Below are 14437 nucleotides of genomic sequence, written 5' to 3'. Positions count from 1 at the left end.
ATGAAGAGTACCCAACAATTAGAACGACAATTAAAGCGGCGCTCCAAGGCCGCCAAACTAGAAATTTGGGGCCGCATGGTTAGCCTCACGGCGCTACTGTTGATTGTGGCGGTCGTGGTGGGCATCATCGGTTTCGTGGCCTCTAAGGGGATTGCGACCTTCACCAGCAACCACGTGAACCTCTGGGACTTCCTGTCCGGTAAGAACTGGAATCCGGGCATTACCGATGCCCACGGCAAGCCGGAAGTCGGCGCTTTGCCGATGATCGTCGGGTCCTTTCTGATTACGATTTTATCCGCGCTGGTGGCGACACCATTTGCTATCGGGACGGCCGTCTTCATGAATGAAATCTCGCCGAACAAGGGCGCCAAAATCTTACAGCCGGTGACGGAACTGCTGGTGGGGATTCCCTCCGTGGTTTACGGGTTTATCGGGTTATCCGTCGTGGTCCCAACCACGCGGGCACTCTTTGGCGGTAGTGGGTTTGGGATCCTGTCCGGGACCTGTGTGCTGTTCGTCATGATCTTGCCGACCGTGACGTCCATGAGCGCCGATGCTTTGCGGGCCGTTCCGCGCTACTACCGCGAGGCCTCACTAGCCCTGGGTGCCACGCAATGGCAGACCATCTACAAGGTCGTCTTACGGGCCGCCACACCGGGCTTGATGACGGCGGTGGTCTTCGGGATGGCCCGAGCCTTCGGTGAAGCCTTAGCCGTACAAATGGTGATTGGGAACGCCGCGTTGATGCCAAACAGCTTGGTATCACCGTCATCCACGTTGACGTCAGTACTGACTACCGGGATCGGTAACACGGTCATGGGGTCATTGCAAAACAATGCGCTTTGGTCCTTAGCCCTGGTACTGTTACTGATGTCGTTAGTCTTTAACTTAATTATCCGTTTGATTGGTCGAAAGGGGCGTTTGCAATAATGAATTCAAAAACGCAAAACAAGGTGGCCATCGGTGGCCTATACGGAATCGCCGGTTTCGTGGTCCTCATCTTGCTGGCCCTGCTCGGCTTCATTTTAGTGAGCGGTGTGCCGCAATTGAGCTGGCATTTTCTGACCGCCCCCGGCAAGGCCTTCTTAAAGGGCGGCGGGGTCGGGGTGCAACTGTTCAACTCCTTTTACCTGTTGATCTTAGCCATGCTGATTTCGTTTCCGATTGCCCTGGGTGCCGCGATTTATCTGTATGAATACGCCAAGGACAACTGGTTGACGACCACGATTCGCACGGCCATTGAAATCTTGAGTTCGCTGCCATCCGTGGTGGTGGGGCTCTTCGGCTTCCTGTTCTTCGTGGTCAAGCTACACCTGGGCTTCTCGATTCTGTCCGGGGCCTTTGCCCTGACGTTCTTCAACTTACCCCTACTGGCGCGGAGCATTGAAGATTCGCTGCGAACCGTCAGCGACGTGCAACGTGAAGGGGGCCTGGCCCTCGGGTTATCACGGTGGGAGACCGTGTCACGGGTGATTTTACCCGCCGCGGTGCCAAGCATCTTGACCGGGGTCATCCTCAGTGCCGGACGGGTCTTTGGGGAAGCGGCCGCGTTGATCTATACGGCTGGCCAAAGCGCACCGGCGTTGAACTTTGCCGATTGGAATCCGTTTAACATTTCCAGTCCGTTAAACCCGATGCGGCCAGCCGAAACATTGGCGGTCCACATTTGGAAGATTAATTCGGAAGGCATCATGCCCGACGCCAAGGCCATTTCGTCCGGGTCGTCCGCGGTGCTAGTGATTGCCATCTTGTTGTTTAACTTTGCCGCCCGTTACTTGGGCAAGCGCTTGTACAAACGCCTCACGTCGGCGTAAAGGAGGTTCGCCCATGTTTGTCAATAACGATGTGATGAATGCCACCACCAAAGAGGAACGGCACGTCATCCAATTAAACGATCCTGAGCATCCGGTGATTTTGTCAACGGAAGGCCTCCACGTGTATTACGGTAAGAAGGAAGCCCTGTTTGAGGGGGACCTGCAATTTGCCAGTAACCAGATTACCGCGCTGATTGGGCCGTCCGGGTCCGGTAAGTCGACCTACTTGCGCTCGCTGAACCGGATGAACGACCGCATCGCCACGGTGACGGGGAAAATCATGTATCGTGGCGTGGACATCAACCAGCCCGATATCGACGTCTACGAGATGCGTCGGCGGGTGGGGATGGTGTTTCAACGGCCCAATCCCTTTGCCAAATCCATCTACGATAACATTGCCTTTGCCCTGCGGTTACGCGGGGTGACGGACCGACATCAGTTGGATGAAATCGTGGAGACGTCGTTGAAGCAAGCCGCACTTTGGGATCAGGTCAAAGACGACCTGAACAAGAGTGCGCTGGCGTTGTCTGGTGGCCAGGCGCAACGGCTGTGCATTGCCAGAGCCATTGCCATCAAGCCCGACATTTTGTTGTTAGACGAGCCGGCCAGTGCCCTTGACCCCGTGTCGACGGGCCAACTGGAAGACACGTTGTTGTCACTCAAGGCGCATTACACCATTATCATTGTCACCCACAACATGCAACAGGCCGCACGGATCAGTGAATATACGGCGTTTTTCAATCAGGGGCGGGTGTTGGAATATGACACCACGAGCCATATCTTTACCAATCCGTCGGTTCAGGTGACCAGTGATTATGTTTCGGGGAACTTCGGTTAAGAGGAGGAAGAATAATGAAAGAAGAAATTTTGACGACGCAGGACTTGCATTTGTACTACGGCGACAAGGAAGCGCTGAAAGGCATCAATTTAAATTTCGATGAAAAAGGCATTACCGCGTTAATTGGCCCATCCGGTTGTGGGAAGTCGACTTACTTGCGGACGTTGAACCGCATGAACGACCTGATTCCTAACGTGACCATCACCGGGACCATCAAGTTCAAAGGCAATGACCTGTACGCGCCTAATGCGGATACCGTGCAGATTCGTAAGGAAATCGGCATGGTCTTTCAACAACCGAATCCGTTTCCGTTTTCCATCTATGACAACGTAATCTACGGCCTGCGCATCGCCGGGGAAAAGGACAAGGAAAAGTTGGATGCCGTCGTGGAGAAATCCTTGCGGCAAGCAGCCGTGTGGGATGAAGTGAAGGATCACTTACACGAAAGCGCCTTGGCCCTGTCCGGGGGGCAACAGCAACGGGTCTGCATCGCGCGGGTCCTGGCCGTTTCACCAGAAATTATTCTGTTGGACGAACCAACCAGTGCCCTGGATCCCGTTTCCAGTAGCCAAATTGAAGCAACCCTCTTGAATTTACGCCACGATTATACGATTATTATTGTGACCCACAACCTCCAGCAGGCGTCGCGGATTGCGGACCGGACCGCGTTCTTTATGAACGGGGAGCTGATCGAGGTGGATCAAACCAAGAACATTTTTATGAACCCAGCTAACAAGCAAACTGAAGATTACATTAGCGGTCGCTTTGGGTAAGGAGGAAGGATATGCGCAGATTATTTGATGATGAGCTTGCGGATTTAGACGCAGACTTCACGGAAATGGGGATGCTGGTCAGTGAGACCATCGAGCAGGCGGTCAACGCGTTTACCAATCGCGATGCCGTTGCTGCTCAACACCTGATCGATCACGACCACGACATCAACGAGCGCGAAATTGCGCTGGAAAAAAAGACGTTTGAAATGATTGCGTTGTACCAGCCCGTGACGACGGATCTGCGAGAAATCGTGACGATTCTCAAGGCCGTTTCCGAATTGGAACGCGCCGGCGACCACGCACGTAACATCGCGCACGCCGCGATTAAGTTCGGGACGAAACAAAAGATTCCCGTGCTGGAGCAGCTCATGAATCAAATGGGACAGATGACCACGCAAATGGTCAAGGACGTGTTGACCGCTTACGTCAATAAAGACGAGCACCAAGCCCGTCAATTGGCCGACGTTGACCGCCAGCTGGACCGCCTGAATCACCAGGTCCGAGCGGCCAGTTACGCACAGATGCGTGAAGACCCCGCCTTTGAAACGGGCGCATCGATCTACCTGAACGTGGCGCAAGACCTGAGTCGCATCGGGGATTACGTGACTAACGTGTGTGAATGGGTCGTCTACCTGAAGTCCGGGCAGATCATTGAGTTGAACACGGCGAGCCAAGATGAAGCGAGCGAATAGCGCTGGCAAAATTGCACCAGAAGTTTAATCTAAACTGAAGATTTACCCGAACGGCCACTGAAGACTTGCTTTCAGTGGCCGCTTTGGGTATTCTTGCCCTAGCGAGTGTCTTTGGGGACTGGCCGCTTTGCCGTTCGCCCAAGATGTGGCTAGATTGGTGGTTGCGCAGTTACTGAATGGAGACGACCATAATGCCCATTGAGAAGATTGGATGGCACATCCTACTAATGTGACGTGTGCAGTACCGCCTGACGTGGTGGGCTAAGCTAATCGCTGCGGTATTTATCCCCGTAGCGGTAGGCGACCGGTATGAGCCATGTTGGAAATGCCAATCTACCGAGTAATTGCGGTGGTCCACCACCACAAGACGCGATGGGCAATGACCGCACTGCTGACGAGTGGGTACACGCAATCCTGCCGGAGGAGGTCAGGGGTGGAGCCAGCTGTGTCGACGGTGTTGGCTGAGGTTTTGTCTCAGCCTACAGCGTGGGGCGACTTTGGAGACTGGCGATTTTAGCCAGGCTTCAAAGCGAACCGGAAGCCCGTTTCTCAGGCTGGAGGTGTCCCCCATAGCAGGTGGAACCCCTGACAGCCGCAGGCAACTGGTTTCGCTAGCCCATCCCCATTTACCAGATTTCATCGCTCAAACCGGGGTGATTACTGGATTTACCCCCGGGGTTTCCGATATGATAGAAGCACTTAAAAACTTAAAAAAGGAGTTGTCCGCCTATGGCAGAGAAAAAACGTTTCGTCCGTTCCCGTACAAACCGCTTAGTCGGTGGGGTATTGGGCGGCATTGCTGAATACTTTAATTGGAACGCCAACTTATTACGGCTGATCTACGTGCTGGTTTCGTTAGCGATTCCGACGCACGGAGTCTTGGGCTTACTGGTGTACGTGGTGGTCATGACCTTCATGCCACTGGATGATTCACGGCCGACCACGCCGAACTTTCGCGATCTGTTTCGCGGGGGCTCCGCGGCGCCCAAGGAACCGGAGCGCAAGGTGATTCATGACGTCACCGAACAAGATGTCCATGAAAACCATAAGGATGGTGAGTAACATGCGGTTTTGGCCAAGAATTTTTGTCAATGCGTTCATCTTTTTGGCGTTAGCCGGCTTTTTCCAGAGTTCGCTAGCGGGCGGGTTTCAAAATAGTTTCTACGTCTCCAGCGTCTGGATCGCCTTGCTGGCCAGCTTCGTGCTGGCACTGCTAAATGCGGTGGTCAAGCCCATCTTGTTTGTGTTGTCGTTGCCAATTACGATTCTCACGTTGGGATTATTCAGCGTGGTGCTCAACGCCATCATGCTGGAGCTGACCTCGTGGTTTGTCGGCAGTAATTTTGCCTTCAGCTCGTTTGGCACGACCTTGCTCATCGCCATTATCATGTCGCTGTGCAACGCGATTATTAGCGACCACTTTGCCCGGGACTAAAACCGGTTGAATTTGGTGGGAGTTCCCGCGGGAAAGTGCTAAAATTAGAGTAGTTTACTATGCAGTAAGGAGGAGCGCCCATGACAGAAAGTGTCACGGTGGCCGAGCTCGTCAAAGCCAACCGCTTAGATGTGTATTCCGGCGAAGAAAATCTGAATCGGCAGATCACAACCAGTGATATTTCCCGACCCGGTTTGGAATTAACCGGTTATTTTAACTATTATCCAGCAAAACGGGTTCAACTGCTGGGAATTACCGAAACGTCCTTTGCGAAGGGCATGAGTCATAAAAAGTTACTCGACGTGATGCGGAAGATGTGTCAACCGGAGACCCCGGCATTTGTAATTTCGACGCAACTCGATCCGCCAGAAGAATTGAAACAATCCGCTGACGAGGCCGGCATCCCCATCTTAGGAACCAAGCTAACGACCTCGCGGGTGCTCAGTAACATGACCAACTTCTTGGAAGGCAAGCTCGCGGAACGTCAGTCCGTTCATGGTGTCTTGGTTGACATCTACGGGGTCGGGGTCATGATTACCGGCGATTCCGGGGTCGGCAAGAGTGAAACGGCCCTGGAACTGGTCAAGCGGGGGCATCGACTGATTGCCGACGACCGGGTCGAAGTCTATCAACAAGACGAACAAACCCTGGTCGGCGCGGCGCCAGCCATCTTGAGTCACCTCTTGGAGATTCGCGGTATCGGAATCATCGACGTCATGAACCTGTTTGGGGCCGGTGCGGTCCGCAGCGAAACGGACATCGACTTGATCGTGCACCTGGAATTGTGGAAGGACGACAATCATTTTGATCGCCTGGGCAACAACGACGAGACACAGCGGTTCTTTGACGTGGTCGTGCCCAAGATCAGCATTCCCGTTAAGACTGGGCGTAACCTGGCCATCATCATCGAAGCCGCGGCCATGAACTTCCGGGCTCGCTCGATGGGGTATGATGCCACCAAGGTCTTTGACGAAAACTTAAAGCGCTTAATCAAGCAAAATGGTAATAAATCATAAGGGAGATGGGCGTTATTTTTTCACCGATTGTAGCGGCACTCAACCCCATCGCCATTCACCTGGGCCCGATTGCGGTCCACTGGTACGGGGTCATCATTGCCACGGGGGTCATCATTGCGGTGACCTTGGCCGTGCGCGAGGGTAATCGACGCGGCATCGAATCCGATGACATTTACGATATGATCTTGTGGGCCTTACCCGCGGCTCTGATTGCGGCGCGCGCCTATTACGTCATCTTTCAGTGGTCGTATTATCAGCATCATCCGGGCGAGATCATTGCCATTTGGGATGGCGGCATTGCCATCTACGGCTCATTGATTGGGGCCGGGCTGGTCGTCTACTTCTTTTGTCGGTCACGGTTCATTCCGGTTTGGCTGATGCTCGACGTGGCCGCCCCGACCGTCATCTTGGGCCAGGCCATTGGCCGATGGGGCAATTTCATGAACCAAGAAGCCTTTGGCCGCATTACCAGCCTGGCCTTTTTGCAGGGCTTGCATTTGCCGCGCTGGGTCATCGACCAGATGTTTATCAACGGGGCTTACCGCCAGCCGACCTTCTTATTCGAGTCGACCTGGAGCCTGATGGGCTTCGTGGTGTTGATGAGCTTGCGGCATTACCCGGGGCTGTTCAAGCAAGGCGAGGTCTTCTTGGCCTACGTCATGTGGTATTCGTTCGGTCGCTTCTTCATCGAGGGGATGCGGACGGACAGCCTGATGCTGTTTAGCTTCATTCGGGTGTCCCAGCTGTTGTCCGTCATTTTGTTTGTCGGGGCGTTGATCATTTGGATCAGTCGGCGGCGGTCCGTTACGCCACCTATCGCCTACTTAGATGGCAATCCGTTCCAAGCAAAAACTAATCTTTCTAAATAAGGAGAATCCATTACTATGTCAGAGAAAATTGCAGTACTCGGTGCCGGTTCATGGGGATCAATCTTAGCGAGCGTTTTAGACGAAAATGGTCATGACGTCCGTCTGTGGTCTTACAATCCCAAGCAGGTTGAGGAATTAAATACGCAGCACACGAACACGCATTACATCAAAGACTTTACGTTTTCTCCGTCGTTAGTGGCTTACTCCGATTTGGCGAGTGCCCTCGACAACGTGGATGCGATTCTGTTCGTGGTGCCAACCAAGGCCATTCGTTCCGTGGCTGCGCAAGTCGCGACTATTTTAAAGGAAAAGAACTTGCAGCCAGAATTGATCCATGCCAGCAAGGGAATCGAACAAAAGACCTACAAGCGCTTATCGCAAGTCTTGGAAGAAGAGATTCCGGCCGAAAATCGCAAGGCCGTCACGGTCGTTTCGGGACCGAGTCATGCCGAAGATGTGGCCCGCAAGGATATCACCTTGGTCACGGCCGCTAGTCTGAGTCCGGATGCGGCGAAATACGCTCAAAAAATATTCATGACGTCTTACTTCCGGGTCTACACCAACCCCGACATCATTGGGGTGGAAATTGGGGCCGCGTTAAAGAACATCATTGCGCTGGGGGCCGGGGCCTTACATGGTCTGGGCTACGGTGACAATGCCAAGGCGGCCTTGATGACCCGGGGCCTGGCAGAAATTTCACGGTTAGGGACCTCGTTTGGGGCGGATCCCATGACCTTTATCGGGCTGTCCGGGGTCGGCGACATCATCGTAACCGCAACCAGTGCCAATTCACGGAACTGGCGCGCCGGTGACGAACTGGGCCGCGGCGAGAAGCTCGATGACGTGATCAACCACATGGGGATGGTGATCGAAGGCTTGGCCACGACCAAGGCGGCCTACGAGCTCTCCCGTGAACGCGGCGTTTCCATGCCAATCACGGAAGCTATTTACCAAGTGATTTATGAGGGCAAAGACATTCGCACCGCCATTTCTGAATTGATGCAACGCGAAGGTCGCTCCGAGTTTTAAAATTTTTTTGGGGATACGAGGAAGGATAGGTTACTTATGAGAAAAGTTAGAAAAGCTGTGATTCCAGCTGCGGGCTTGGGTACCCGTTTCTTACCAGCCACCAAGGCTTTGGCCAAGGAAATGCTGCCCATTGTGGACAAACCGACGATTCAATTTATCGTGGAAGAAGCGCGCAAATCGGGTATCGAAGACATCGTGATCGTGGACGGTAAATCCAAGCGTTCCATCGAAGACCACTTTGATTCCAACCCCGAACTGGAAGCCAACCTGGAAGCTAAACACAAGGACGAACTCTTGCGGCAGGTCCAAGAGACCACGGGCATGAACCTCTACTTCATCCGGCAACCGTATCCCCGCGGCTTGGGCGACGCGGTCTTGACGGCTAAGGCCTTCATCGGCGACGAACCCTTCGTGGTGATGTTAGGCGATGACATGACCGACAGTAAGGTGCCGTTGACCAAGCAACTGATGGACCGTTACGAACAAACGGGGGCTTCCACGTTGGCCGTGATGCGGGTTCCCCACAAGGACACCGCCAAGTACGGGGTCATCAATCCTTCCGAGGAGACGGCACCAGGCCTGTACAACGTTACCAACTTTGTGGAAAAGCCACAACCAGACGAGGCGCCTAGTGATTTGGCCATCATCGGCCGTTACCTGTTTACCCCAGAGATCTTTGAGGCTTTGGAAAACACCCCGGTTGGGCTGGGCAACGAATTGCAGCTGACTGACGCCATTGACAATTTGAACAAGACACAACGGGTCTTTGCCCACGAATACACCGGTAAGCGGTTTGACGTCGGCAATAAGTTCGGCTGGATTCAGACCAACATCGAATATGGTTTGAACCATCCGGAAACCAAAGACCAACTGCGTGCCTATATTAAAGAACTCGGCGCTAAACTCAGCAAGGCCGATGAAAAGGCGTCCCAAGCAAAATAGGTGACAAACTTACTTTTTAATAGTAAAGTGGACGATATCATCAAGGCATGAGTGGAAGGGAGCGTTACGCTTGAAAAATTATGATGTCATCGTGATTGGTGCTGGCCCCGGCGGAATGACGGGAGCACTGTACGCCTCACGGGCAAACTTATCCGTATTAATGTTAGACCGCGGAATCTACGGGGGCCAAATGAACAACACGGCTGCCGTGGAAAACTATCCAGGCTTTAAGTCCGTCCTCGGACCAGACTTGGCCAAGGACATGTACGAAGGCGCGACCCAATTTGGCGCTGAATTCGCCTATGGGAGTGTCGAAGCCATCGAAGACCACGGTGATCACAAGGTTGTGAAGACCGACGACGGAGATTACGCTGCGAAGGCTGTCATCATCGGCACCGGGTCCGAGTACAAGAAGCTCGGCGTTCCTGGCGAAGATAAATTTGGTGGCCGGGGCGTGTCCTACTGCGCGGTCTGCGACGGTGCATTCTTCAAGAACCGGGAAGTCGCCGTCGTTGGTGGCGGGGACTCTGCGGTTGAAGAAAGTCTCTACCTGGCGGGATTAGCTTCCAAGGTCACGGTCTTTGTGCGGCGCGATCAATTGCGGGCCCAAAAGATTTTACAGGACCGGGCATTTGCGAACGACAAGATCGAATTCGTGTGGAACACCAACGTGACGGAAATCTTGGGTGACGACATGAAGGTCACCGGCGTGGCCATCAAGAACAACCAGACCGGCGAGACCGGTGAAAAGGCCGTGAGTGGGGTCTTCATTTACGTGGGGAACCTGCCAATGACGGACGCTTTCAAGGATCTGGGCATCACCGACGATGCCGGCTGGATCAAGACGGACGAACACATGCGCACGGCGGTTGCTGGAATCTTTGCCATTGGTGATGTGCGGCAAAAGGATTTGCGGCAGATTACGACGGCGGTCGGCGACGGCGGTATCGCGGGTCAACAAGCCTTCAACTACATCGAAGACTTAAAGGCTGCGGCCGCAAAATAACTGAACTTGAACGAATGGCAATTGCTGGTTTCCGGTGATTGCCATTTTTTTACGCTCGGATTGTGTAAACCAGTGCCTGCGGCTGCCAGAGGTTCCGCCTGCTATGGGGAACACCTCCAGCCTGAGGAACGGGCTTTCGGTTCGCTTGGAAGCCTGGCACAACCCACCAGTCTCCCAAGTCGCCCCACGCTGTAGGCTGAGACAAAACCTCAGCCAACACCGTCGACACAGCTGGCTCCACCTCTGGCCTCCTCCGGCAGGTTAGTCGTTCTCACGTAGATGGCGTTGGGCGTACAAATGGTGGAGAGATTGCGTTACCAGTAACAATATTGAGATTGTCGTTAACAGTTGTACGTTGTAGATTGTGCTCATACTTGCTTTGACGTTAAATCGGGGAATTCAGCGACATCCGTTCGCTATCATCTCCAACGGATGTATGTGACACTGATAGATTGATAAGAGCCGTGTACAACTAGTCCTAATGATAGATTGGCGCACCATTCTGGCTGGGATAATCGCGTTCCAACGCCATGCTGCTGATAGTGATAAGTATGCCGCAGGCAACTGGTTTCCGTTATCTCCAGGCAAGAATGCAAGGTAGAATAGATGAACTCGACCGTAGAAAAGTGGTAAGCTGAAAGCAATCAATTAACCACGATCCAGAAACTAAAGGAGCTGACGTGAACCATGGGAATGAACCAATTTTTACAAAGCTTGAGTGACTTGGAAACGATTGACCGGGCGCCCGGCTACTTTAAATTCGAACAACACTCCGTTGCCGCTCACTCGTTTAAGGTGGCGGAAGTCGCGCAGTTCTTGGGGGATGTTGAGGAACAGGCCGGCCATGAGGTCAATTGGCGTTTGCTTTACGAAAAGGCATTGAATCATGACTACACGGAGCGCTTCATCGGTGACATCAAGACGCCGGTCAAGTACGCGACGCCGCAACTCCGCCAGATGTTGGCCGACGTGGAAACGTCTTTGACGGCCAACTTTATTAAAAATGAAATTCCGGAACAGTTCCAGGCCGCCTACACCCGGCGTTTGGGTGAGGGCAAGGACGACACCTTGGAAGGGCAGATTTTATCTGTTGCCGATAAGGTCGACTTGTTGTACGAATCCTTTGGTGAGATTCAAAAAGGCAATCCGGAACCCGTGTTTACCGAAATTTACCGGGAAAGTCTGAGTACGATTTTGAAATTCAAACAAATGGCCTGCGTGCAATACTTCCTGTCGGCCGTTCTGCCGGAAATGTTGTCGGCGGACTTTAGTGACCGGCAGAAACTGGCCGAATTGACCGATCAGTTATTGGAGGATAAGCAAAAGTGAAATTAGCAGAAGTGTGGAACCAACAGTTGACGGGAGCCACGGTGCGGCCCTTAACGCACGCGGATGATGACCTGATTTACCAATTTCAAGCGGACCATCCCGAGTACTTTGCCCATTTTCAGGACCACCCGGTGACGCGCCAAGAAGCGATTCAAGACGTGACGGACGTGCCGCTGAACGCCCAGCCGGAGCAAAAGGCCTACCTGGGCATCTTTCGCGATGACCAACTGGTGGTCCTGGTGGATCTCATCATTGACTACCCGTTGCCCAGCCTGGTGTGGTTAGGCATGTGGTTGCCGGCCAAGACGCTGGCCCCCGCTGATTCGGCCGCCTTTTATGCCAGCCTGGTCGCTACGTTGAAGGAAGCCCAGGCCGTGCAACTGCAGCTGAGCGTCTTCATGGGTGACCGCCAGATGCAACAGTTTTGGCAAGACCAAGGCTTGACGGCGATGCAGACTACGGCCGTCGTGCGCGGCGAACGGGTCGCCAACGTGACGATTTACCAAGATAAATTTTAAGTAGGTCGTCAAACTGGCGAAAGTATGTTCGGTATGGTAGAATATTTGAGCGTGATGAGTTTGGATTTACGTCCAGACTCTTTTTGCGATTGACGCTGATTGCGTGTCAGCGTCCTAAAATTTAAGTGTATAAATGATACGGTAGGGAGGTTACCATGCATGATTGATCGACAAACGGACCGCAAGTTTGATCTGGTTTCTAAATACAAGCCGACCGGCGACCAGCCACAAGCCATCAAGCAGTTGACCGATGGCATTGAAAGCGGCGAGAAGGCCCAGATCTTGTTGGGGGCGACCGGGACTGGGAAGACGTTCACCATTTCGAACGTGATTAAAAATGTGAATAAACCCACGTTGGTCCTGTCCCACAACAAGACGTTGGCGGGACAACTTTACGGGGAGTTCAAACAGTTCTTCCCCAACAACGCGGTGGAATACTTTGTGAGTTACTATGATTATTACCAGCCGGAAGCCTACGTGCCTTCGAGCGATACCTACATCGAAAAGGATTCATCCATTAACGATGAGATCGATAAGCTGCGGCACTCCGCGACCAGTTCCTTGCTGGAACGTAATGACGTCATCGTCGTGGCCTCCGTGTCCTCTATCTTTGGGTTAGGGGACCCTACCGAATACAAAAACCACGTGGTCTCACTGCGGGTGGGCCAAGAAATTGAGCGCGACGCCTTACTGCGCAAGTTGGTCAACATCCAATTCGAACGCAACGACTACGACTTCCAGCGGGGCCGGTTCCGGGTTCACGGCGATGTCGTTGAGATCTTCCCAGCTTCTCGGGATGAACGGGCCTTACGTATTGAGTTCTTCGGCGACGAGATCGACCGGATTCGCGAAGTCGATGCGTTGACCGGCGAAATCGTGGGTGACCGCGAACACGTGGCCATTTTCCCAGCGACCCACTTTATGACCAACGAGGACACCATGGCGAAGGCCACGGCGGGCATCGAAGGCGAATTAAAGGACCGGGTCGCCGAATTAGAGAATAGCGGCAAGTTATTGGAGGCCCAACGCCTCAAGCAACGGACCACTTATGATCTGGAAATGATGCGAGAAATGGGCTACACCAGCGGCATTGAAAACTACTCACGGTGGATGGATGGCCGTAAAGCCGGCGAACCGCCATACACGCTGCTGGACTTCTTCCCCAAGGATTTCCTGTTAGTCGTCGATGAGTCTCATGTGACGATGCCTCAGGTTCGGGGGATGTACAACGGGGACCGGGCGCGTAAGCAACAATTGATCGACTACGGTTTCCGGCTGCCGAGCGCGTTGGACAACCGGCCATTGAAGCTAGATGAAGTTGAAAAACACATCAACCAAGTCGTTTACATGTCGGCCACGCCGGGACCCTACGAAGAGGCCCAGACGGATCACGTCGTCCAACAGATCATTCGGCCGACCGGCTTATTGGATCCCACCATTGAAGTGCGGCCCATCATGGGACAAATGGATGACCTGGTCGGTGAAATCAACGCCCGCGTCGAGAAGAACGAGCGGACCTTTGTCACGACTTTGACCAAGAAGATGGCCGAAGACTTGACGGACTACCTCAAGGACTTGGGCATCAAGGTCGCCTACTTGCATTCGGACATCAAGACGCTGGAACGAACGGAGATCATGCGCGACTTGCGGTTAGGCAAGTACGACGTCTTGGTCGGCATCAACCTGTTGCGGGAAGGCATCGATATTCCCGAAGTGTCGCTGATCGCTATTTTGGATGCCGACAAGGAAGGGTTCTTGCGTAACGAACGGTCCTTGATTCAAACGATTGGCCGGGCGGCGCGGAACTCACATGGGCACGTTATCATGTACGCCGATACTGTGACGGAATCCATGCAAGCGGCGATAGATGAAACGGCCCGGCGGCGGAAGGTCCAAATCGCCTACAATAAGGAACATGGCATTACGCCAACCACCATCATCAAGCCAATTCGCGACCTGATTGCCGTCACCAAGAAGAACGATGACACCGATGAGAAGGATGACTTCGTGGCGAGTGACTTTGAGGACATGGACAAGCCAGACCAAGAAAAGCTGATTGCGCGGTTGGAAGACGAAATGCGTGCCGCAGCCAAGAAGCTAGACTTTGAACAGGCCGCTTCGTTGCGTGATACGATTATGGATATGAAGACCGAGATCGGTGATTAGGGAAGTAAGG

General features: G+C 53.4%; 15 protein-coding genes. All 15 read left to right on the top strand.

Annotated features, from left to right (window positions below):
- The 15 genes from pstC to uvrB all read left to right on the top strand — a co-directional run bounded on the left by pstC (position 1) and on the right by uvrB (position 14427).
- Positions 1-930: a phosphate ABC transporter permease subunit PstC gene (gene pstC, locus EGT51_RS03740; RefSeq protein WP_135367461.1), complete on the top strand. Its 930-nt coding sequence runs from the start codon at positions 1-3 to the stop codon at positions 928-930.
- Positions 930-1814, top strand: coding sequence for a phosphate ABC transporter permease PstA (gene pstA, locus EGT51_RS03735; RefSeq protein ID WP_135367460.1), 885 nt, complete (start codon positions 930-932; stop codon positions 1812-1814). The genes pstC and pstA overlap by 1 nt, the downstream gene beginning before the upstream one ends.
- 34 nt (positions 1815-1848) lie before the next feature.
- Positions 1849-2652, top strand: a complete 804-nt coding sequence (gene pstB, locus EGT51_RS03730; RefSeq protein WP_179951126.1) for a phosphate ABC transporter ATP-binding protein PstB — start codon at positions 1849-1851, stop codon at positions 2650-2652.
- A gap of 14 nt (positions 2653-2666) precedes the next feature.
- A complete protein-coding gene (gene pstB / locus EGT51_RS03725; protein WP_135367458.1) occupies positions 2667-3425 on the top strand; it encodes a phosphate ABC transporter ATP-binding protein PstB in 759 nt (252 codons plus the stop codon).
- An 11-nt stretch (positions 3426-3436) separates the two neighbouring features.
- Positions 3437-4117 (top strand): phosphate signaling complex protein PhoU, encoded by a 681-nt coding sequence (phoU, locus tag EGT51_RS03720; RefSeq protein ID WP_135367457.1) that lies wholly within the window; start codon positions 3437-3439, stop codon positions 4115-4117.
- 729 nt (positions 4118-4846) lie between these two features.
- Positions 4847-5179: a PspC domain-containing protein gene (locus EGT51_RS03715; RefSeq protein WP_135367456.1), complete on the top strand. Its 333-nt coding sequence runs from the start codon at positions 4847-4849 to the stop codon at positions 5177-5179.
- 1 nt (position 5180) lies between these two features.
- The gene (locus EGT51_RS03710; protein ID WP_135367455.1) at positions 5181-5552 is read left to right on the top strand and encodes a phage holin family protein; all 372 of its coding nucleotides are present in this window, start codon (positions 5181-5183) and stop codon (positions 5550-5552) included.
- An 80-nt stretch (positions 5553-5632) separates the two neighbouring features.
- Positions 5633-6568, top strand: coding sequence for an HPr(Ser) kinase/phosphatase (gene hprK, locus EGT51_RS03705; RefSeq protein WP_135367454.1), 936 nt, complete (start codon positions 5633-5635; stop codon positions 6566-6568).
- Positions 6569-6573: 5 nt separating this feature from the next.
- Complete coding sequence (gene lgt / locus EGT51_RS03700; RefSeq protein WP_135367453.1) at positions 6574-7437, top strand: prolipoprotein diacylglyceryl transferase; 864 nt, start codon at positions 6574-6576, stop codon at positions 7435-7437.
- Positions 7438-7452: 15 nt separating this feature from the next.
- The gene (locus EGT51_RS03695; RefSeq protein WP_135367452.1) at positions 7453-8466 is read left to right on the top strand and encodes an NAD(P)H-dependent glycerol-3-phosphate dehydrogenase; all 1014 of its coding nucleotides are present in this window, start codon (positions 7453-7455) and stop codon (positions 8464-8466) included.
- 36 nt (positions 8467-8502) lie between these two features.
- Positions 8503-9408, top strand: a complete 906-nt coding sequence (galU, locus tag EGT51_RS03690; protein ID WP_135367451.1) for a UTP--glucose-1-phosphate uridylyltransferase GalU — start codon at positions 8503-8505, stop codon at positions 9406-9408.
- 70 nt (positions 9409-9478) lie between these two features.
- The gene (gene trxB, locus EGT51_RS03685) at positions 9479-10414 is read left to right on the top strand and encodes a thioredoxin-disulfide reductase (protein WP_135367450.1); all 936 of its coding nucleotides are present in this window, start codon (positions 9479-9481) and stop codon (positions 10412-10414) included.
- Positions 10415-11101: 687 nt separating this feature from the next.
- Entirely contained in the window at positions 11102-11743 is a 642-nt protein-coding gene (locus tag EGT51_RS03680) for a YfbR-like 5'-deoxynucleotidase (RefSeq protein ID WP_135367449.1), read from the top strand.
- On the top strand, positions 11740-12261 hold the full coding sequence (locus tag EGT51_RS03675) for an acetyltransferase (protein WP_135367448.1): 522 nt from the start codon (positions 11740-11742) through the stop codon (positions 12259-12261). The genes EGT51_RS03680 and EGT51_RS03675 overlap by 4 nt, the downstream gene beginning before the upstream one ends.
- A 159-nt stretch (positions 12262-12420) precedes the next feature.
- The gene (gene uvrB / locus EGT51_RS03670) at positions 12421-14427 is read left to right on the top strand and encodes an excinuclease ABC subunit UvrB (RefSeq protein ID WP_135367447.1); all 2007 of its coding nucleotides are present in this window, start codon (positions 12421-12423) and stop codon (positions 14425-14427) included.
- Positions 14428-14437 lie beyond the last annotated feature (10 nt).

It is taken from the genome of Levilactobacillus suantsaiihabitans (assembly GCF_004745505.1).
In the GTDB taxonomy this organism is placed as follows: Bacteria; Bacillota; Bacilli; order Lactobacillales; family Lactobacillaceae; genus Levilactobacillus; species Levilactobacillus suantsaiihabitans.
The sequence above is the reverse complement of the archived record's forward strand: the minus strand, read 5'-3'. Positions and strand labels throughout refer to the sequence as shown.